Here is an 18,355-nt window from a genome sequence, read left to right as displayed (position 1 = left end):
TGGTGGGCGCCGCCCATCGCCCCGGTGGGGACCCCCGACGTCGTGCCCGTGGCCGGCGCGGCGCGCTGGTGGCGCACCCGCTCGTCGCGGGTCGCGTACGAGAACCCCTGGATCAGGGTGCGGGAGGACGAGGTGACGCGTCCGGACGGCACGTCCGGCGTCTACGGGGTCATGGAGGTGCTGAGCCCGGCAGTGTTCGTCGTGCCGATCACCGACGACGACGAGGTGGTGCTCGTCGAGGTCGAGCGGTACACGACGGGACCGTCGCTCGAGGTGCCAGCCGGCGGGTCGGACGGTGAGGACCTGCTGCTCGCCGCCCAGCGTGAGCTCCGCGAGGAGACCGGGCTCGTCGCGGCGTCCTGGCAGCAGATCGGCCGCATGTTCGCGCTCAACGGCGTGTGCCACGCGCCCGAGCACGTGTTCGTGGCGCGTGGCCTCCGGGCCGCCGACGAGGGTGCCCGCCACGCCGCAGCGGTCGCGTCGGAACAGGCGGAGGAGGGCATCACGGCCGTCCGCCGCGTCCCGTGGGCCGAGGTAATCGGCCTGGTCCGCGACGGCACGATCACCGACGGCGAGACCGTGGCCGCACTCATGTACGCCGCCCTCGCGCTCGGCCGCGTCACCTGAGGACCACGCGGGACGCAGGCCTTCCCGGCGCCGCGCCGGCCAGTTCGCTGGTGCGGGCGCGAGTTCGCTGATCCGGACCAGCGAACTCGGCACGGGACCAGCGAACTCGCCGGTGGATCGGCCGGTCGGACGGGTCAGGGAGTCAGAGGATCCGGGCCCGACGGCGTCACGCGGGTCGCCCGGGTCAGCCGCCGGGGACCGCGCAGACTCCGTCGACGCACGTCCCGGCGTCGTCGTCGCCCAGCGTCTCGAGCGCCGTGAGGCTCGCGAGCCCGGGGAGCACCGGCGTCGGCGTCGGGCCCGTCCCTGCAGGCTGCGTCGGCGCGTCGGCCCCCGACGCTCCGCCCGTCACGCCGTGACCGCCGACGCGGCCTCAGCGTCGGCCGCCTGGTCGGCCGCCGCACGACGGAGCGCCTCGGCGAACACCTCGGGGCTCTGCGCGCCCGAGATGCCGTACTTCTCGCCGATGACGTAGAACGGCACGCCACGGATGCCGAGCTGACGCGCGGTCGCGATGTCGGCCTGGACCGCGTCGCGGTACGTGCCCGCGGCGAGCACGGTGCGAACCTCGTCGGCGTCCAGCCCGACGTCGGCCGCGAGCGCCGCGAGGGCGTCGTCGCGCCCGACGTGCCCGCCCTGCTCGAAGTGCGCGGCGAACAGCCGCTCGACGAGCTCCGGCTGCACACCCTTCGCCTTCGCGTGGTGGAGCAGCTCGTGCGCCTTGAGCGTCTTGGTCTGCTTGCTGGTCGAGAAGTCGAACGCGAGTCCCTCGGCGGCGGCCAGCTCGGTGACCTGGGCGAGCATCTGCTCGACCTGCGCGCGCGGCATGCCCTTGTGGTCGACGAGGAAGTCGACCTCGCTGCCGTCGAAGTCGACCGGGGTGTCGGGGGCCAGCTCGAACGAGTGGTACTCGACCGTCACCTCGCCGTCGAAGTCGGCCAGCGCCCGCTCGAAGCGGCGCTTGCCGATGAAGCACCAGGGGCAGATGACGTCGGACCACACGTGGACGGAGACGGGAGCGCTCATGTGAACGTTCAAGAAGTCTGCGACGGCCGGTATTCCGCGCGGCCGCCCAGCCACTCCCGCGCCGCCGTGCGCACCGCCGCGAGGTCCGCCGTGAGCGCGTGGTCGCCGCGGACCACCACGACGGTCCGGCGCTCGCGCTGGGGCGGCATCCCGAACGGGTCGCGCTCGCCCTGGACGACCAGGACCGGCATCTCCACGGCGTCGAGCTCGTCGAGCCGGCTCGGCGGCTCGGGCCTGCCCGCCCGGGCCGGCGGGGTCAGCGGGAACGCGAGGCACAGGACGCCGACCGCGCCGACGTCGGCCGCCGTCCGGCACGCGACGCGCGCCCCCGACGACCGCCCGCCGACGACCAGCAGGGGGCCGCCGGACGACGTCTCGGGCATCGTGTCGGACCAGATCTCGCGCAGGTGGGCGACGACGTCGACCCACGCCGCGTCGAGCACGGGCGCCCGCGGCGGCGCCCGGCGGCCTGCGACGCGGTACGGCTGCTCGACGAGCGCGACCGCCAGGCCCACGTCCGCAGCGGCGTCGGCCACGGCCACCAGGTCGGGCGCGCCGACGCCGCCCCCCGCGCCGTGGCCCAGCACGAGCGCCGCGACCGGCCGGGCGACAGGACGCAGGTGCAGCCGCGCGATCCCGTGACGGGTCTCGACCTCACGCGTCGTCGGTGGGTCGGCCATGGCGCTCATGGTGCTGGTCCGGCGGGGCGAGCGCGAGTGCCGCGATGTGGGTGGGGCCTGCCAGGATGGCTGGACCGCGGTGATCGGGCGCGACGGCGCGACCCGACCCGGTGGTCACCTCGAGGAGGAACGGTGGGACCCACGGCGCTCGAGCGCTTCAACTCCGCCGACGCGGCCGACGCCGAGCGGCTGCTGCGCACGTGCGTCGACGTCCCGCGCTGGGCGGCCGAGCTCGCAGCAGCCCGCCCGTTCGCGGACGTCGACGCGGCGGTCGAGGCGGCGTCCGCGGCCGCGCGGCCCTGGACCGACGCGGAGCTCGACCAGGCGCTCGGCCGGCACCCCCGCATCGGCGAGCGGCCGCCAGGGGACGACGCCGAGGCGCGGCTCTCCCGCCAGGAGCAGGCAGCGGTGGACCCGGCCGACGACGACGTGCGGCGGCGGTTCGCCGAGGGCAACCGTGCCTACGAGGAGCGGTTCGGGCGCGTCTTCCTCATCCGGGCCGCGGGTCGCACGGCGGAGGAGCTGCTGGGCGCGCTCGAGGAGCGGCTCACGCACGACCCGGCCGACGAGCGCGCGATCGTCGCCGACGAGCTGCTCGACATCGCCCTGCTGCGCCTGCGCGGTGCTCTCTCAAGCGGTGCTCTCTCAAGCGGTGCTCTCTCGTCCGGCGGTGCGGGCGCATGACCTCCCACGTCACGACCCATGTGCTCGACGCCGTCTCCGGCGCGCCCGCGGTCGGCGTCGGGCTGGTGCTCTCGCGGCGCGCCGTCTCCGACGCCGACGCCGACGCCGGTCTGGTGCCGGTGGCGACTGGAGTGACCGACGCCGACGGCCGCAACCGCGTGCTGGGGCCCGAGCGCCTCGAGCCGGGCACCTACCGGCTGGTGTTCGCGACGGGTGCGTACTTCGCGGCCCAGGGGGTCGCGACGTTCTACCCCGAGGTGCTCGTCGACTTCGTCCTCGAGCCGGACCGCGAGCACGTCCACGTGCCGATCCTGCTCAGCCCGTTCGCCTACTCCACCTACCGCGGCAGCTGAGGAGCGAGCCAGATGACACAGTCCGAGCCCGTCACGAGCACGCACGAGCCGAGCCCCGGCGTCGTCGTCCTGGGTGAGAACCAGTGGGGCAAGGCCGAGGTCCGGCTCGTCAGGATCGACCGCTCGCAGCCCCGGCACCGGATCACCGACGTGAACGTCACGTCCCAGCTGCGCGGGGAGGTCGAGAAGGCGCACACCGAGGGCGACAACTCCCTGGTCGTCGCGACCGACAGCCAGAAGAACACCGTCTTCGCGCTCGCCAAGGACGGCGTCGGGTCGCCCGAGGGGTTCGCGCTGCGCCTCGGCGAGCACTTCCTGTCGACGTACCCGTGGATCCACGGTGGCCGCTGGGAGGTCGAGCAGTACACCTGGGAGCGCATCCCCACGTCGTTGGCGACCCATGCCACCGACGGCACCCACGACCACGCGTTCGTGCGCGGCGGGACGGAGACGCGCACGACCGTCGTGCAGCGCGACCGCGACGAGGTGTTCGTCGTCTCGGGGCTCACCGACCTCGCCGTCCTCAAGTCCACGGGGTCCGAGTTCCACGGCTTCCCGCGCGACCGCTTCACCACGCTGCCGGAGACGACCGACCGGATCCTCGCCACGAGCGTGACGAGCCGCTGGCGGTACACCACGACGGCCCTCGACTTCGATGCGGTGTTCGCGGATGTGCGCCGCGTGCTCCTCGAGAGCTTCGCCGACCTGCACTCGCTCGCGCTCCAGCAGACGCTGTTCCACATGGGCGAGCGCGTTCTGCAAGCGCATCCCGAGATCGCGGAGGTCAAGCTCTCGATGCCGAACCTGCACCACTTCCTCGTGGACCTGGCCCCGTTCGGGCTCGAGAACCCGAACGAGGTGTTCTACGCGGCCGACCGTCCGTACGGCCTCATCGAGGCCACGCTCACGCGCCAGGGCACGACGCCGGAGCCACGCGCCTGGGCGACCGTCGCCGGGTTCTGCTGACGGACCGGAGGATCGAGGAGCATGGTTCAGCCCAGTCCCAGCTACACCATCACGATGCGCGTGGAGGCGCCGGCGTCGCAGGTGGCGACGAGCAACCTCGTGCACGAGATCGCCGTCGCGGGCGCGTCGGTGACCGGCATCGACATGACCCAGTCCCACGGCAGCTCGATCGTCGTCGACATCACGTGCGACACCGTCGATGCCGAGCACGGCCAGCGCGTGGTCGACGCGCTCAACCTGCTCGAGGGCGTGCGGGTGCTCAAGATGAGCGACTCGACGTTCCTCATGCACCTCGGCGGCAAGATCGAGGTGAACCCCAAGGTGCCGCTCAAGACGCGCCGCGACCTCTCCCGTGCCTACACGCCGGGCGTCGCGCGGGTGTGCCTGGCGATCGCGGCGAACCCGGCCGACCTGCGTCGCCTCACGATCAAGCGCAACACGGTCGCCGTGGTCACCGACGGCACGGCCGTCCTGGGGCTCGGCAACCTGGGCCCCGGTGCGGCGCTCCCCGTGATGGAGGGCAAGGCGGCGCTGTTCAAGACGTTCGCAGGAGTCGACGCCTGGCCGGTCTGCCTCGACACCACGGACACCGAGGAGATCATCGCGGTGGTCAAGGCGATCGCGCCGGTCTACGGCGGCATCAACCTCGAGGACATCTCCGCGCCGCGCTGCTTCGAGATCGAGCGACGCCTCCGCGCGGAGCTCGACATCCCCGTCTTCCACGACGACCAGCACGGCACGGCGATCGTGGTGCTCGCGGCGATGATCAACGCGCTGAAGGTGGTGGGCAAGGAGCTGGCCGACGTGCGCATCGTGGTGGCCGGCGTGGGTGCGGCCGGCTCGGCGATCATCACGCTGCTGCTCGCCCAGGGCGCCCGGGACGTCGTCGGCTTCGACAAGGACGGTCCGCTCCATCCGGGCAGCCGCCGCGACGGCGACCCGCACCGCGACTGGGTCATCGACCACACCAACCCCACGGGGTTCTCCGGGTCGCTCAAGGAGGGGCTCGTGGGCGCGGACGTGTTCATCGGGGTGAGCGCGGGGGACATCCTGACGGGCGACGACGTCGCGACGATGAACGACGGCGCGGTGGTGTTCGCGCTCGCGAACCCGACCCCCGAGGTCGACCCGATCGAGGCCGCCGAGCACGCGACGGTCGTGGCGACGGGACGCAGCGACTACCCGAACCAGATCAACAACGTGCTCGCGTTCCCGGGCCTCTTCCGGGGCCTGCTCGACGTCGGCGCGCGGCACATCACCGACGAGATGCTGCGAGTCGCGGCGGTCGCGATCGCCGACGTCGTGAGCGACGACGAGCGCAACGCCGCCTTCATCATCCCGGGCGTGTTCGACCCCAGGGTCGCCGAGGCGGTGGCCGAGGCCGTGCGCGAGGAGGCCCGCAAGGAGGGCTCGGGCGCCGCGCCCCAGCGGCACGTGGCGTCGGGCGGCGGCCGGTGACCGGCCGGTGAGTGCGGCCGGTGACCCGCTGGTGAGCACGGCGCTGAGCGAGGAGATGCTCGCCCGGATCGACGCGCGGCTGGCACCTGCCGACGCGCTGCTCGAGCGCGCCTACCCGGGTGACGACGGCTCCCGTCAGCCGGTGCACACGGTCTACGTGCCCGCGGACCGCTTCCACGCCGGCCTCGCGCGCGAGTGGGGCGAGGTCGCGCGCGCCGCGGTCGAGGCGGCGGGTGGCATCGACGCGCTGCTCGAGGCGTGCGCCGTGCCGCCGGGCGAGCGCGAGCGGGTCGGGAGCCAGGTGCTCGCCAAGCTCGCCCGAGAGCCGGTCGAGGACCTGCGCGTCGACTTCGAGGACGGCTACGGCGACCACGGCGCCGCCGAGGACGACGACGCGGTGGCGGCCGCCCGGGTGCTGCGGGACGAGGCCGCACACGGGGGCGGCACGCCGTTCGTCGGCATCCGGTTCAAGTCCCTCGAGCGCCCGACGCGCCGGCGCGGGCTGCGCACCCTGGACCTCGTCCTCGCGACCCTCCTGGCCGACGGCGGCACCCTCCCCGCCGGGTTCGTGGTCACGCTGCCCAAGGTCACCTCGGTCGACCAGGTGAGCGTGATGGTCGCGGTGTGCGACGCGCTCGAGCGCGCGCACGGCCTCGCCCCCGGCCTGCTGCGCTTCGAGCTCCAGGTCGAGACGCCGCAGGCCGTCCTGGGCTCCGATGGCACCGCGCTCGTCGCGCGCATGGTGCACGCCGGCCGCGGCCGGGTCGCCGGGCTGCACTACGGGACGTTCGACTACAGCGCGTCGGTCGGGATCGCCGCGGCGTACCAGAGCCCCGAGCACCCGGCCGCCGACCACGCCAAGGCCGTGATGCAGGTGGCCGCGGCCGGCACGGGCGTCCGGCTGTCGGACGGGTCGACGAACGTGCTCCCGGTCGGCACGCCGGCGCAGGTGCGGGCGGCGTGGGCGCTCCACGCACGGCTGGTCCGCCGTGCGCTCGAGCGCGGGTACTACCAGGGCTGGGACATGCACCCGGCGCACCTGCCGAGCCGCTACGCGGCGACGTACGCGTTCTTCCGGGCCGGGTTCGACGCCGCCGCGGACCGGCTGCGCGACTACCTGGCGCGGACCGAGGGGGCGGTCATGGACGAGCCCGCGACTGCGAAGGCGCTCGCCGGATTCCTCCGGCGCGGGCTCGACTGCGGCGCGGTGACAGCCGACGAGCTCGAGCAGCGCGCGGGCGTCACCCCCGGCGACCTGACGCGTCTCCTCCGGCGCCCGCCGTCGGCGTCGTCGGCATGACGCCCACACCGACGACGACGCCGCACGCGTCGCCCGAGCTCCCCTACGCAGTGAACTGCTCGATCCTCCTGACGCACCTCCCGATCGCCGCGCGCTTCCAGGCCGTCCGGGCGGCGGGTTTCGCCGCCGTCGAGCTGTGGTGGCCGTTCCCCACCGCGACCCCCGCGGCCGACGACGTCGACGCGCTCGTCCGCGCCCTCGACGACGCCGGCGTGCGCCTGACCGGCCTCAACCTGGCCGCGGGCGACATGGCGGCCGGCGAGCGGGGGCTGGTCTCGTGGCCCGGCCGGGAGCGCGAGCTGCGCGCCAACCTCGACGTCGTGACCGCGCTCGCGGAGCGCACCGGCTGCCGGGCGTTCAACGCGCTCTACGGGAACAGGCTCGACGGCGTCGACGCGCGCGCGCAGGACGACCTCGCCGCGCGCAACCTCGCGCTCGCGGCCGAGGCGCTCGGGCGCGTGGGCGGCACGGTGCTGGTCGAGCCGCTCTCGGGCGTGCCGGCGTACCCGCTGCGGACGGCGGACGACGCGGTCGACGCCATCGACCGGGTCACGAGCGAGCACGGACCGACGAACCTCGGCCTGCTGCTCGATACCTACCACCTGGCTGTCAACGGTGCCGAACGTGCCCGCGGACATCGAGCGACACCGCGACCGGATCGCCCACGTCCAGGTCGCCGACGCGCCGGGGCGCGGCGAGCCCGGCACCGGGACGCTGCCGATCCGGGAGTGGGTCGCCGACCTGCGCGCCGGTGGTTACGCGGGCCAGGTCGCGCTCGAGTACGCGAGCGACGCCGTCGACCCCTTCGCCTGGCTGCCGCGGCACGAGCGCTCCGGTGGCTGACTCTGGTGGACTGTCCGCCATGGTGCCCCCGCGCGTCGTCGTGTCGCCCGACAAGTTCAAGGGCTCGCTCCCGGCCGCCGGGGTCGCGGCCCACGTGGCGACCGGGCTGCGACGGGCCGTCGACGGCGTCGTCGTCACCGAGCTGCCGGTCGCCGACGGGGGAGAGGGCACGGTCGAGGCGGCGCTGGCCGCGGGGTTCACGGCGGTCGAGCTCACCGCGACCGGCCCGCTCGGCGAGCAGCGGGCCACGCGCTACGCGGTCCGCGGGACCACCGCGGTCATCGAGATGGCCGCCGTCTCCGGGCTCGACATGGTGACGCCCGACCCGGCGACGGCCCGCCACGCCACCTCGCGCGGCGTCGGCGAGCTGGTGCGGCACGCGCTCGACCACGGCGCCCGCACGATCGTGCTCGGCGTCGGCGGCTCGGCCAGCACCGACGGCGGCGCCGGGATGGTCCAGGCGCTCGGCGTGCGGCTCCACGGCCCTGCCCTCGACGACCCCGCCCTCGACGACCCCGCCCTCGACGACCCCGCCCTCGACGACCCCGCCCTCGACGACCCCGCCCTCGACGACCCCGCCCTCGACGACCGCGCCCTGGACGACCGCGCGGCGGGAGGCGGCGACCTGCGCGCGCTGACCGGCGTCGACGTCACGGGCCTGGACCCGCGCCTGCGCGAGACCGACGTGGTGCTCGCGAGCGACGTCGACAACCCGCTCCTCGGCCCCACCGGCGCCGCAGCGGTCTACGGGCCGCAGAAGGGTGCGGACGCGCAGACGGTCGCCGAGCTCGACGAGGGCCTCGCGCGGTGGGTCCGTGCGCTCGCGGAGGCGGGCGTGCCCGACGCCGTCGGGCTGGCGCAGGCGCCGGGCGCGGGAGCGGCCGGGGGGGTCGGCTACGCCGCGCTCACCCTGCTCGGTGCCCGGCGCCGGCCCGGCGTCGACGTGGTTCTCGAGCTCACCGGCTTCGCCGCGCGGGTGCGCGGCGCCGACCTCGTCGTCACGGGTGAGGGCAGCCTCGACCGCCAGTCGCTGCACGGCAAGGCGCCGGTCGGGGTGGCCCAGGCAGCCGCCGCGGCCGGGGTACCGGTCGTCGCCGTCTGCGGGCGGCTGGCGCTCACGCCCGAGCACCTCGCCGATGCCGGGATCGTCGCCGCGTACGCGCTGACCGACCTCGAGCCCGACCTGGCGCGTTGCATCGCCGAGCCCGGCCCGCTCCTCGAACGGCTCGGGGCGCAGGTCGCCGCCGTGCACCTGACCGTGCACCTGGCCGAGCACCCGGCCGAGCACCCAGCCGAGCGAGTCACCGTGCACCCGGCCGAGCACCCGGCCGACGGCGGCGCGCGATGACGCTCGACCTGGTCGTGCGGGGCCCGCGCGTGCTCACCCCCGGCGGGTTCGCCGCGTGCGAGGTGGGCGTGCGCGCCGGCGCCGTCGTCGCGGTCGAGCCGCTCGGCGCCCGGCTCGAGGCGTCCCGGGTCATCGACCTCGAGGACGACGAGGTGCTGCTCCCGGGCCTGGTCGACACGCACGTGCACGTCAACGAGCCGGGCCGCACCGCGTGGGAGGGGTTCGCCTCGGCGACCCGGGCCGCCGCGGCCGGCGGCGTGACCACGATCGTGGACATGCCGCTCAACTCGATCCCCCCGACGGTCGACGTGGCAGCCCTGGCGCTCAAGCGCGACGCCGCACGCGCCCAGGCGACCGTGGACGTGGCGTTCTGGGGCGGCGCGGTCCCGGGCAACCTCGCCGATCTGCGCCCCCTGCACGACGCGGGGGTGCTCGGCTTCAAGTGCTTCCTGATCGACTCGGGCGTGCCCGAGTTCGGTCACCTCGACGCGCCGGGCCTCGACGCGGTCATGCGCGAGCTCGCGCGGTTCGACGGCCTGCTGCTCGTCCACGCGGAGGACCCTGACGCGGTGGCCCAGGCACCCGCGCCGCACGGCAGGCGCTACGTGGACTTCCTGCGGTCGCGGCCGCCCGAGGCCGAGACCCGGGCGATCGAGCTCGTGATCGAGACGGCCCGACGGACCGGCGCGCGGGCCCATGTGCTGCACCTGTCGAGCGCGGACGCCCTGCCGCTGATCGCTCGCGCGCGCGCCGAGGGGGTCCGGCTCACCGCCGAGACGTGCCCGCACTACCTCACGCTCACGGCCGAGGACGTCCCCGACGGCGCGACCGCGTACAAGTGCTGCCCGCCCATCCGGGACGCCGCGAACCGCGACCGGCTCTGGCAGGGCCTGCTCGACGGCACGATCGACGCGATCGTCTCGGACCACTCGCCGTCGACCCCCGACCTCAAGGCGCTCGACACGGGCGACTTCGGCGCGGCGTGGGGCGGCGTCGCGTCGCTCCAGCTCGGCCTGCTGGCGGTGTGGACCGAGGCCCGACGGCGCGGCATCGGCCTCGAGCGCGTCGTGGGATGGATGTCGTCGGGGCCCGCCCGCCTCGTCGGGATGGCGCGCAAGGGGGCCGTCGCCGTCGGGCACGACGCCGACCTGGTCGTCCTCGCGCCCGACGAGGGCGTCGTCGTCGACCCGGGCGCCCTGCTCCACAAGAACCCCGTGACGCCGTACGCCGGCCGCACCCTGGCAGGCCGGGTGCGCCGGACGCTGCTGCGCGGCGAGGACGTGCCCGGAACCGGGCCGACGGGCGCACCCCGCGGCCACCTGCTCGGACGAGGAGACGCATGAACCAGACGCAACCACCGGGGGCCGAGGGCACCGCCGGACCACCTGCCTTCACCGCGTTCACAGACCTCGCGTCGCGTGCCCTCGGCGCGAGCGTGGTCGCCGCGAACGACGAGCTCTTCGCCCAACGGGAGAACCTGATCACCGCCGGCGACGCGGCGTTCGACCCGGCCGTCTTCGGGCACAAGGGCAAGGTCTACGACGGCTGGGAGACGCGGCGGCGGCGCGAGCCGGGCCACGACTGGGCGATCGTCCGGCTCGGTGCGGCCGGGGTCGTGCGCGGCGTCGTGGTGGACACCGCGTGGTTCCGGGGCAACTACCCGCCGTTCGTCTCGATCGAGGCCCTCGCGGCCGACGACTACCCGTCGGTCGCGGAGCTGGTCGACGCGGAGTGGACGACCCTCGTGGCCCGGACCGACTGCGCGGGCGACGCCAAGAACTACTACGCCGTCGACGACGAGCGCTGCTGGACGCACGTGCGGCTGTCGATCTACCCGGACGGCGGCGTCGCGCGCCTGCGCGTGCACGGGGAGGCGATCGCCGACCCGCGGCTCCTCGACGGCACGTTCGACCTCGTGGCGGCCGAGAACGGCGGCCGCCTCGTGCGGACGTCCGACGCGTTCTACTCCTCGCCCGCGCAGCTGATCCTGCCCGGCCGCGCCCGATCCATGGGCGAGGGCTGGGAGAACGCCCGACGCCGCGGCGGCGGCAACGACTTCGCGATCTTCGCGCTCGGCCTGCCGGGCACCGTGCGACACCTCGAGATCGACACCGGCTACTTCGTCGGCAACGCGCCCGGCTGGGTCCGCGTGGGTGTGGTCGACGCCCGTTCGGGTGATCTCGAGGCCGACGACGCGTGGACGGACATCCTGCCCAGGCGGCCGGTGCGGCCGGACACCCGGCACCGGTTCGTCTCGACGCGGGCGGTGGAGGCGACGCACGTGCGCCTCGACGTCTACCCTGACGGCGGGATGAGCCGGTTCCGGCTGTGGGGTGAGCTCAGCGAGGCCACGCGCGAGGAGGCGCAACAACGCTGGACCGCCCTGCGCGCCTGACGCCCGGCTCGCACGTCCGCACCCGTGACGCCTGAACCGCCCGCGCATCCGCCGGCCCGCGTGACCGCCGCTACCCGTGGCGTCTGACACCAGCGACACCCGTCGACACCTCCGGCGCGCCCGAGCCCCGCGCGCCCACCACGAAGGAGACACCGTGACCCCCACCCGGACCGTCGAGATCACCGGCGCGCAGGTCGATCGTCAGGACGAGGTCCTCACCCCCGAGGCGCTCGAGCTGGTCGCCCGCCTCCACCGCGAGCTCGGTGCCCGGCGGCTCGAGCTGCTCCAGGCGCGCGGTCGACGGGTCGCGGAGATCGCCGCCGGCGGCACGCTCGACTTCCTGCCCGAGACGGCGTCGATCCGCGAGGACGACTCCTGGCGCGTCGCGCCGGCCGCACCGGGCATCGTCGACCGCCGGGTCGAGATCACCGGCCCGACGGACCGCAAGATGACCGTCAACGCGCTGAACTCGGGCGCGAAGGTGTGGCTCGCCGACTTCGAGGACGCCAACACCCCGCGGTGGGAGTCCGTGGTCGAGGGGCAGCTCAACCTGCTCGACGCGATCAACCGCACGATCGACTTCACGGCGGAGAACGGCAAGGCCTACACGCTGCGCCCCGACGACGAGCTCGCGACCATCGTCGTCCGCCCCCGCGGGTGGCACCTTCCCGAGAAGCACATCCGGGTCGACGGCGAGGCCGTGTCGGGCTCGCTCGTCGACTTCGCCGTGTACCTGACCACGGCCGGCCGGCGCCAGGTCGAGAAGGGCCTCGGGCCGTACTTCTACCTGCCGAAGATGGAGTCGCACCTCGAGGCGCGGCTGTGGAACGACGCGTTCCTCCTCGCGCAGGAGGCGCTCGGGATCCCGCGCGGCACCATCCGGGCCACCGTCCTGATCGAGACCATCCCGGCCGCGTTCGAGATGGAGGAGATCCTCTACGAGCTGCGCGAGCACTCCGCCGGCCTGAACGCGGGGCGCTGGGACTTCATGTTCTCGATCATCAAGACGTTCCGGACCCGCGGAGCGGACTTCATGCTGCCGGACCGCAACACCGTCACCATGACCGTGCCGTTCATGCGCGCCTACACCGAGCTGCTGGTCCGCACGTGCCACAAGCGCGGGGCGCACGCCATCGGCGGAATGGCCGCCTTCATCCCGAGCAAGGACCCGGCCGCGAACGAGGCGGCGTTCGCCAAGGTGCGCGCCGACAAGACGCGCGAGGCGAACGACGGCTTCGACGGCTCGTGGGTCGCCCACCCCGGCATGGTCGAGCTGTGCACGGAGATCTTCACCTCGGTGCTCGGCGACCGGCCGAACCAGATCGACCGCAGGCGCGACGACGTCCACGTCACCGCCGAGCAGCTGCTCGACATCGCCAGCACGCCGGGCGACGTGACCGAGGCCGGCCTGCGCAACAACATCAACGTGGGCATCCAGTACCTCGCCGCGTGGCTCGGCGGCCTCGGCGCGGTCGCGATCCACGGGCTGATGGAGGACGCCGCGACCGCGGAGATCTCGCGCTCGCAGGTGTGGCAGTGGCTGCACAACGACGTCGTGCTGGCGGACTCGGGCGAGAAGGTCACGCGCGAGCTCGTCGAGAGGCTGGTCGAGGAGGAGGTCGCGACGCTCCCAGGCTCGCCCGCCGACTACGCCGAGGCGCGCGCGACGTTCCTCGAGGTCGCGATCGCGGACGGCTACGTCGACTTCCTCACGCTGCCGGCGTACGAGCGGATGCCCTGACGGCTCGCCGTCGCCGTTCCCGCCGTCGGCTCGCGCTCCTCCCGACGCCCCGCCGCCGGGGGGAGCGCGACCCGTGGCGCACGGTTCGTCACCCTTGCCTACTGGTCGGTAGGTCGTCGACGTACCGGCGAGTACGGGTCACCGCCACGTCATCCGGAGTTCACCCGGTCGGGGTGCGCTGAGGGTTTGACCCGGCTCGCCGGGAGGCACACAATCGACCCTGACAGTGCGCATCGCCTGCCCCCTGCGCGGTGCGCACTGTTCCTATTCTCGGGTCGTTCTCCCGACCCTTCCCGGTCGCTCCCGGGCCCTCCTGGACCCCTCCCGGACACGGGACCCCCTCGTCGAGACGCGGGTCTCGCCCCTCACGAAAGCCGCGATCGCGGTCGGCGGCTCGGCGTGCCAGCCCCCAACCAGCGCGCGAGGCGGTTAGCGTTCTTCAGGTGAATGCCCCCGCGCGTACCCCCGGCCCGGGACCCGACGCGACCCCCGAGCACCCACGGCCGGGCGCGCCGCCCGCCGCCGCGCCGTCTGCCGACGCCCCGCGGGCCGAGGCGGCCCCGGTCGTCGTCGAGGCGCCGTCGACCGCCGAGCTGGTCGCGTCCGCCGTCGCCACCTGGCGCACCACGCTCGTCGAGGCGGCCGGCGGCTCGACCCTCGCCGACGTCGACCTCCTGGGCGACGTCGCCCTCGACCTCTCGGCGGCCCATCCGTCGGGTATCGCGCAGCTCTTCGCGGGCCGCCAGACCCGCCTGTCGAACCTGGTCCGCGAGGGCAGCTCCCTCAGCACGGCCAAGCGGCGCGCGCGCGTGGTGGGTGCGCGCGCCGACGAGTACGCGCAGCGCTACGGCATCGCCCCGACGTACCTGGCGATCGGGGTCGCGACGTGGGTCGAGCGCACGGCGCCGGACGTCTCGACCGACGACGTCGCAGCCCTGGCGGCCGTGATGCGCGGACGTCCCGCGGTCGCGACCCCGACCGACACGCCCGCGCCCGCCGACACGCCCGCGTCCGCGTCCGCGCCGCGCGTGGTCCGCGCCCCCGTGCTGCTGCGACCCGTCGCGCTGCACGCGCGGGGCAGCGGCGAGAGCGACTACGAGCTGACGCTCGAGCCGTCGATCGAGGTGAACCCCGTCCTGGCCCGGGCGCTCCGCGGCCGTGGCGCGCTGCTCGACCCGCTCGCCGTCGCGCGCGGCGCGTTCACGAGCTCGGGCTTCGACCCGCGGCCCGCGCTGGACCGGCTCAAGGCGCTGGGCAGCGCGGTGCTCGAGGACTTCTCGCTCACGGAGCGGCTGCTCGTCGGCACGTTCGTGCACCCGGGCCAGGTCCTGGTCGAGGACCTCGACCAGAGCTCGGCGACGCTCGAGCGGCACGAGGTCGTCGCCGCGCTCGCGGGCGACGGGCGCGCGCTCGCCGCCCTCGCCCGCCCGTTGCCCGAACCGATCCGCGGCGACCGCGACCCGGCCGAGGAGCGCGGGGTCGGCGACCTCGACCCGGTCCAGCGGCACGTGCTCGACGTCCTCGCGACGGGCAGCCACCTGTTCATCGACGCGCCGGCGGGCTGCGACGTGACGGGGACGCTCGCCGCCGTCGTCGCCGACGCGGCCGCCCGGGGGCGCAGCGTGCTGTACGTGCCGGGCCACCGGCGGGCGGCGACCTCGCTCACGGCGCGCCTGACGGAGCTCGGCCTGGACGACCTGCTGCTCGACGTCGCCCCCGACGCCGGGTGGCGCACGGCGGTCACCCGGCGCCTGCTGGGTGCCATGTCGCTCCAGCCGCAGCCGGTCGACACCGACGCGGTCGCGCGCCTGCGCCGTGACCTGGTGGCGCAGCGCGGGCGGCTGAGCGGGTACGTCACCGCCCTGCACGAGCGCCGCGAGCCGTGGGGGGCGTCCGCGTACGACGCCCTCCAGGCGCTCGCCCGGCTCACCTCGACGCGTCCCGGGCCGCAGACCACCGTCCGGCTCGGCTCCGACGTCGTGCGCGTGCTGGACGCCCGGCGCCGCGAGCAGCTGGCCGAGCGGCTCGCGGCCGCCGCGGCGCTCGGGGCGTTCGCGACGCGGCCGTCGGAGACGCCGTGGTTCGGCGCTGATCTGACGACGAACGAGGCGGCCGACGACGCGGTCGCGCGGATCGACCGGCTGGTGGGCGGGGGGCTCGCCTCGCTCGCCGCGCGCGCCGAGGAGGTCGCGGGCTCGACGGGCCTCACGACGGCCCAGACGCTCGCGGCCTGGGGCGAGCAGCTCGACATGCTCGCCGGGATCCGGACGGCCCTGGACGTGTTCCAGCCGCTCGTCTTCGAACGGACGGCCGCGGACCTGGTCGCGGCCACGGCGACCAAGGAGTGGCGCGCCCGGCACGACATGCCGATGGGCCTGCTGCACCGGCGTCGGCTCACGAAGCAGGCGAAGGACATGGTGCGGCCGGGGCGCCCCGTCGCCGACCTGCACGCCGCACTGGTCGAGGTGCAGCGTCAGCGGGACATCTGGCAGGCGCACTGCCCGGGCGGTGGCTGGCCCCGCCTGCCGCACGGGCTCAGCGCGATCGAGGGCCAGTACCGCCAGGTGCGCGAGGACCTCGAGCAGCTCGAGCAGGTCCTCACGACCACACCGGGCGGCGGGAACCTGCTCCGCACGCCCTTCGCGGAGCTCCAGGACCGGCTGCGCCGCCTGCTCGCCGACCGGGCCGTCCTCAGCGTGCTTCCTGAGCGCACCGCGACCATCCGCTCGCTCCGCTCGGCCGGCCTCGACCCCCTGCTGACCGATCTCGCGAACCGGCGGGTCCCGCCCGAGCTGGTCGGGGCCGAGCTCGAGCTGGCCTGGTGGAGCACCGTGTTCGAGGAGCTGCTGCGTGCCGACCCTGCCCTCGCCGGCTACGACGGCGCGGCGCTCTCGGCGCTCGCCGCCGAGGTCCGCCGGCTCGACCTCGCGCACGTCGCGAGCCTGTCCGCGCCGGTGCGCACCGCAGTCGTCGAGCAGGTCGGCGCCACGCTGCGGGTGCGCCACGCGCAGGCCGAGTCGCTGTTCGGGGAGCTCGTCGAGGAGCGACTGACCAGTCTGCGGGACACCGTCGAGCGGTACCCCGAGCTCGTCCGGCGCCTGCGTCCGGTGCTCACCGCCGCGCCCATGCTCGTGCCTCAGCTCCTGCCGCCGACGCGCACGGTGGACCTCGTGGTGCTCGACGCCGTGCAGCACCTGCCGATCGAGCTCGCGCTCGCGGCGCTCGTGCGGGGGCGGCAGGTCGTCGTGGTCGGCGATGCCCGCTGCGCGTCCGGGACGACCGTGCGCGAGCTCGCGGCGGTGCTCCCCGAGGTGGCGCTGCGCGCCGACGCGACGCGGCGCGACCCGTACCTGACCGCGTTCCTCGCCGAGCACGGCTACGCGGGGGTGCTCGAGGCGGTGCCGCTGCCCGAGGCGGCGCCGCTCGTGCGTCTCGACGTGGTGGACGGGTCGGGCATGCCCGACGGCGAGACCGGGGCCGTGGAGAGCACGCGCGCCGAGGTCGAGCACGTCGTCGAGCTCGCGATCGAGCACGCGCTGACGCGCCCCGAGGAGTCGCTGGCCGTGATCACGTCGTCGCCCGTGCACGCGAACCGGGTGCGCGAGGCGATCATGACGGAGGTCCGCGACAACCCCGCGCTCGCGTCGTTCTTCGACCCCGGGCGGGCGGAGCCGTTCGTGGTCGCGGACCTCGCCGGGGTCGCCGGGCTGCGGCGCGAGGCGATCATCTTCTCGCTCGGCTACGGCCGGACCCCGCACGGGCGCGTGCTGCACCGGTTCGGGCCGGTGAGCGGACCGGGCGGCGAGGCGCTGCTGCTCGACGCGCTCGGCGCGACGCGGCACCGACTCGTGCTGGTCAGCTGCTTCGCTGCCGCGGACCTCGACCCCGACCGGTTGCGCGGCCCGGGTGCCCGGCTCCTCGCCGACCTGCTCGAGTTCGCCGCGGCGCGAGGGCGTGACGAGGCCGGGCCGGCCGTGACCGCACCCGACGTCGGGGCGGCGACCGCACCCGACCGGCTCGTGGTCGACCTGGCGGAGCGGCTCTGGCGCGCGGGGCTCGTCGTCGAGATCGACTACGGCGTCGCAGGTGGGCGCCGCATCCCGCTGGCGGTCGGCCACCCCGACCTGCCCGGTGAGCTCGTCGTCGCGGTGCTGACCGACGACGCCGCGTACGTCGCGGAACCGAGCGTCCGGGTCCGTGACCGCCAGGTGGCGCAGCGGCTCGAGCGGCTGGGCTGGACCGTCGTGCAGGTGTGGTCCGCCGCCGCGTTCCTCGACCCGCAGGCCGAGGCGGACTCGATCCAGCGGGCCGTGCTGGGACGCGTCGCCGACCGCCGGGCGCGCGGTGCGGTCCCGCTCGCGCCGGCGCTGCACGGCGACGTGCCGTCCGGTCCCACGGAGCTGTCAGAGCTGGGTGACGCACAGGGCTCACGTGGGTCTGACAGCTCCGGGGGAGAGGGGGACGTCACCGCTCCGGGCGCGGGCTCGGAGGAGGACGCCGTCGACGGCCTGCGCGTGCCCGCTCGACGCAGCGTCGTGCCGCGGGCGCGACCTGCCGCCGGGCCCGGAACGGCCGCTCCGGAACCGGATGCGGGACGCGCCGCAGGTCACGAGCAGCCCACCCTCCCCGTGCCCGGCCGCCCGCGCCCACCGGTCGAGCGCGGGCTGCCGATCAGCGCGTACGGCGACGACCAGCTGGACGAGCTGGCCGAGTGGATCATGTCCGACGGCGTCGCTCGGCAACCCGCCGAGCTCACCGCCGCGCTGCGCTTCGAGCTGGGCATCACGCGACGTGGCGCGCGGGTGGACGCCGCGATCGACGGCGCGGTCCGGCGCGCGCTGACGTGACGGGACCGGACCCTGCGCCGGCCGGCTCGCCGGGCCCCGGACCAGACCCGCAGCCCGAGCGGGAGCCGGTCGACGAGCCGCGCCGGG

The 18,355-nt window shown here is 75.1% G+C and carries 15 protein-coding genes and 1 pseudogene; 13 read left to right on the top strand and 3 right to left on the bottom strand.

Features of this window, described 5'->3' with window-relative positions; genetic code table 11:
- The first annotated feature begins 48 nt into the window (after positions 1–48).
- Positions 49–627, top strand: coding sequence for an NUDIX domain-containing protein (locus tag HIR71_RS10745; RefSeq protein WP_169325079.1), 579 nt, complete (start codon positions 49–51; stop codon positions 625–627).
- A gap of 184 nt (positions 628–811) precedes the next feature.
- Here HIR71_RS10745 and HIR71_RS10740 read toward each other — a convergent pair whose 3' ends face one another.
- Genes HIR71_RS10740 through HIR71_RS10730 form a run of 3 tightly spaced genes read right to left on the bottom strand, consistent with a single transcriptional unit; the run spans position 812 to position 2,333 of the window.
- Positions 812–979: a hypothetical protein gene (locus tag HIR71_RS10740; protein WP_169325058.1), complete on the bottom strand. Its 168-nt coding sequence runs from the start codon at positions 977–979 to the stop codon at positions 812–814.
- Positions 976–1,653: a DsbA family oxidoreductase gene (locus tag HIR71_RS10735; RefSeq protein WP_169325057.1), complete on the bottom strand. Its 678-nt coding sequence runs from the start codon at positions 1,651–1,653 to the stop codon at positions 976–978. Before HIR71_RS10735 ends, HIR71_RS10740 begins: the two co-directional genes overlap by 4 nt.
- Before the next feature lie 8 nt (positions 1,654–1,661).
- Positions 1,662–2,333, bottom strand: a complete 672-nt coding sequence (locus HIR71_RS10730) for an alpha/beta hydrolase family protein (protein WP_169325056.1) — start codon at positions 2,331–2,333, stop codon at positions 1,662–1,664.
- A 132-nt stretch (positions 2,334–2,465) separates the two neighbouring features.
- Between HIR71_RS10730 and uraD the strand changes: the two genes are divergently transcribed.
- The 12 genes and pseudogenes from uraD to HIR71_RS10675 all read left to right on the top strand — a co-directional run bounded on the left by uraD (position 2,466) and on the right by HIR71_RS10675 (position 18,268).
- Complete coding sequence (gene uraD, locus HIR71_RS10725; RefSeq protein WP_169325055.1) at positions 2,466–3,017, top strand: 2-oxo-4-hydroxy-4-carboxy-5-ureidoimidazoline decarboxylase; 552 nt, start codon at positions 2,466–2,468, stop codon at positions 3,015–3,017.
- Complete coding sequence (gene uraH, locus HIR71_RS10720) at positions 3,014–3,370, top strand: hydroxyisourate hydrolase (RefSeq protein ID WP_169325054.1); 357 nt, start codon at positions 3,014–3,016, stop codon at positions 3,368–3,370. Before uraD ends, uraH begins: the two co-directional genes overlap by 4 nt.
- 12 nt (positions 3,371–3,382) lie before the next feature.
- Complete coding sequence (gene pucL / locus HIR71_RS10715) at positions 3,383–4,336, top strand: factor-independent urate hydroxylase (protein WP_169325053.1); 954 nt, start codon at positions 3,383–3,385, stop codon at positions 4,334–4,336.
- A 21-nt stretch (positions 4,337–4,357) separates the two neighbouring features.
- Positions 4,358–5,794, top strand: a complete 1,437-nt coding sequence (locus HIR71_RS10710; RefSeq protein WP_169325052.1) for an NAD-dependent malic enzyme — start codon at positions 4,358–4,360, stop codon at positions 5,792–5,794.
- A gap of 55 nt (positions 5,795–5,849) precedes the next feature.
- Positions 5,850–7,094 (top strand): DUF6986 family protein, encoded by a 1,245-nt coding sequence (locus tag HIR71_RS10705; RefSeq protein WP_169325078.1) that lies wholly within the window; start codon positions 5,850–5,852, stop codon positions 7,092–7,094.
- Positions 7,091–7,756, top strand: a pseudogene (locus HIR71_RS10700) (TIM barrel protein); the annotation flags it as partial. The gene HIR71_RS10705 and the pseudogene HIR71_RS10700, both read left to right, overlap by 4 nt.
- Positions 7,719–7,937, top strand: a complete 219-nt coding sequence (locus tag HIR71_RS17620) for a hypothetical protein (RefSeq protein ID WP_396031431.1) — start codon at positions 7,719–7,721, stop codon at positions 7,935–7,937. The pseudogene HIR71_RS10700 and the gene HIR71_RS17620, both read left to right, overlap by 38 nt.
- 19 nt (positions 7,938–7,956) lie before the next feature.
- Positions 7,957–9,285 carry a glycerate kinase family protein gene (locus HIR71_RS10695; RefSeq protein ID WP_169325077.1) on the top strand — a complete coding sequence of 443 codons (1,329 nt, stop codon included), beginning with the start codon at positions 7,957–7,959 and terminating at the stop codon, positions 9,283–9,285.
- Positions 9,282–10,628, top strand: a complete 1,347-nt coding sequence (allB, locus tag HIR71_RS10690; RefSeq protein ID WP_169325051.1) for an allantoinase AllB — start codon at positions 9,282–9,284, stop codon at positions 10,626–10,628. Before HIR71_RS10695 ends, allB begins: the two co-directional genes overlap by 4 nt.
- Positions 10,625–11,680 (top strand): allantoicase, encoded by a 1,056-nt coding sequence (gene alc, locus HIR71_RS10685; RefSeq protein WP_169325050.1) that lies wholly within the window; start codon positions 10,625–10,627, stop codon positions 11,678–11,680. The genes allB and alc overlap by 4 nt, the downstream gene beginning before the upstream one ends.
- Positions 11,681–11,834: 154 nt before the next feature.
- Complete coding sequence (aceB, locus tag HIR71_RS10680; RefSeq protein ID WP_169325049.1) at positions 11,835–13,421, top strand: malate synthase A; 1,587 nt, start codon at positions 11,835–11,837, stop codon at positions 13,419–13,421.
- Positions 13,422–13,864: 443 nt separating this feature from the next.
- Entirely contained in the window at positions 13,865–18,268 is a 4,404-nt protein-coding gene (locus HIR71_RS10675) for a hypothetical protein (RefSeq protein WP_169325048.1), read from the top strand.
- The last annotated feature ends 87 nt before the right edge of the window (positions 18,269–18,355 follow it).

The organism is Cellulomonas fimi (assembly GCF_012952065.1).
Taxonomy (GTDB): Bacteria; Actinomycetota; Actinomycetes; order Actinomycetales; family Cellulomonadaceae; genus Pengzhenrongella; species Pengzhenrongella fimi_A.
The sequence above is the reverse complement of the archived record's forward strand: the minus strand, read 5'-3'. Positions and strand labels throughout refer to the sequence as shown.

Excerpts from the sequence above, each read along its gene's own strand:
- HIR71_RS10695 (WP_169325077.1), top strand. The coding sequence starts at position 7,957 with ATGGTGCCCCCGCGCGTCGTCGTGTCGCCCGACAAGTTCAAGGGCTCG.
- HIR71_RS10705 (WP_169325078.1), top strand. The coding sequence starts at position 5,850 with ATGCTCGCCCGGATCGACGCGCGGCTGGCACCTGCCGACGCGCTGCTC.
- HIR71_RS10730 (WP_169325056.1), bottom strand. The coding sequence starts at position 2,333 with ATGGCCGACCCACCGACGACGCGTGAGGTCGAGACCCGTCACGGGATC.
- pucL (WP_169325053.1), top strand. The coding sequence starts at position 3,383 with ATGACACAGTCCGAGCCCGTCACGAGCACGCACGAGCCGAGCCCCGGC.
- allB (WP_169325051.1), top strand. The coding sequence starts at position 9,282 with ATGACGCTCGACCTGGTCGTGCGGGGCCCGCGCGTGCTCACCCCCGGC.
- HIR71_RS10735 (WP_169325057.1), bottom strand. The coding sequence starts at position 1,653 with ATGAGCGCTCCCGTCTCCGTCCACGTGTGGTCCGACGTCATCTGCCCC.
- uraH (WP_169325054.1), top strand. The coding sequence starts at position 3,014 with ATGACCTCCCACGTCACGACCCATGTGCTCGACGCCGTCTCCGGCGCG.
- alc (WP_169325050.1), top strand. The coding sequence starts at position 10,625 with ATGAACCAGACGCAACCACCGGGGGCCGAGGGCACCGCCGGACCACCT.
- HIR71_RS10710 (WP_169325052.1), top strand. The coding sequence starts at position 4,358 with ATGGTTCAGCCCAGTCCCAGCTACACCATCACGATGCGCGTGGAGGCG.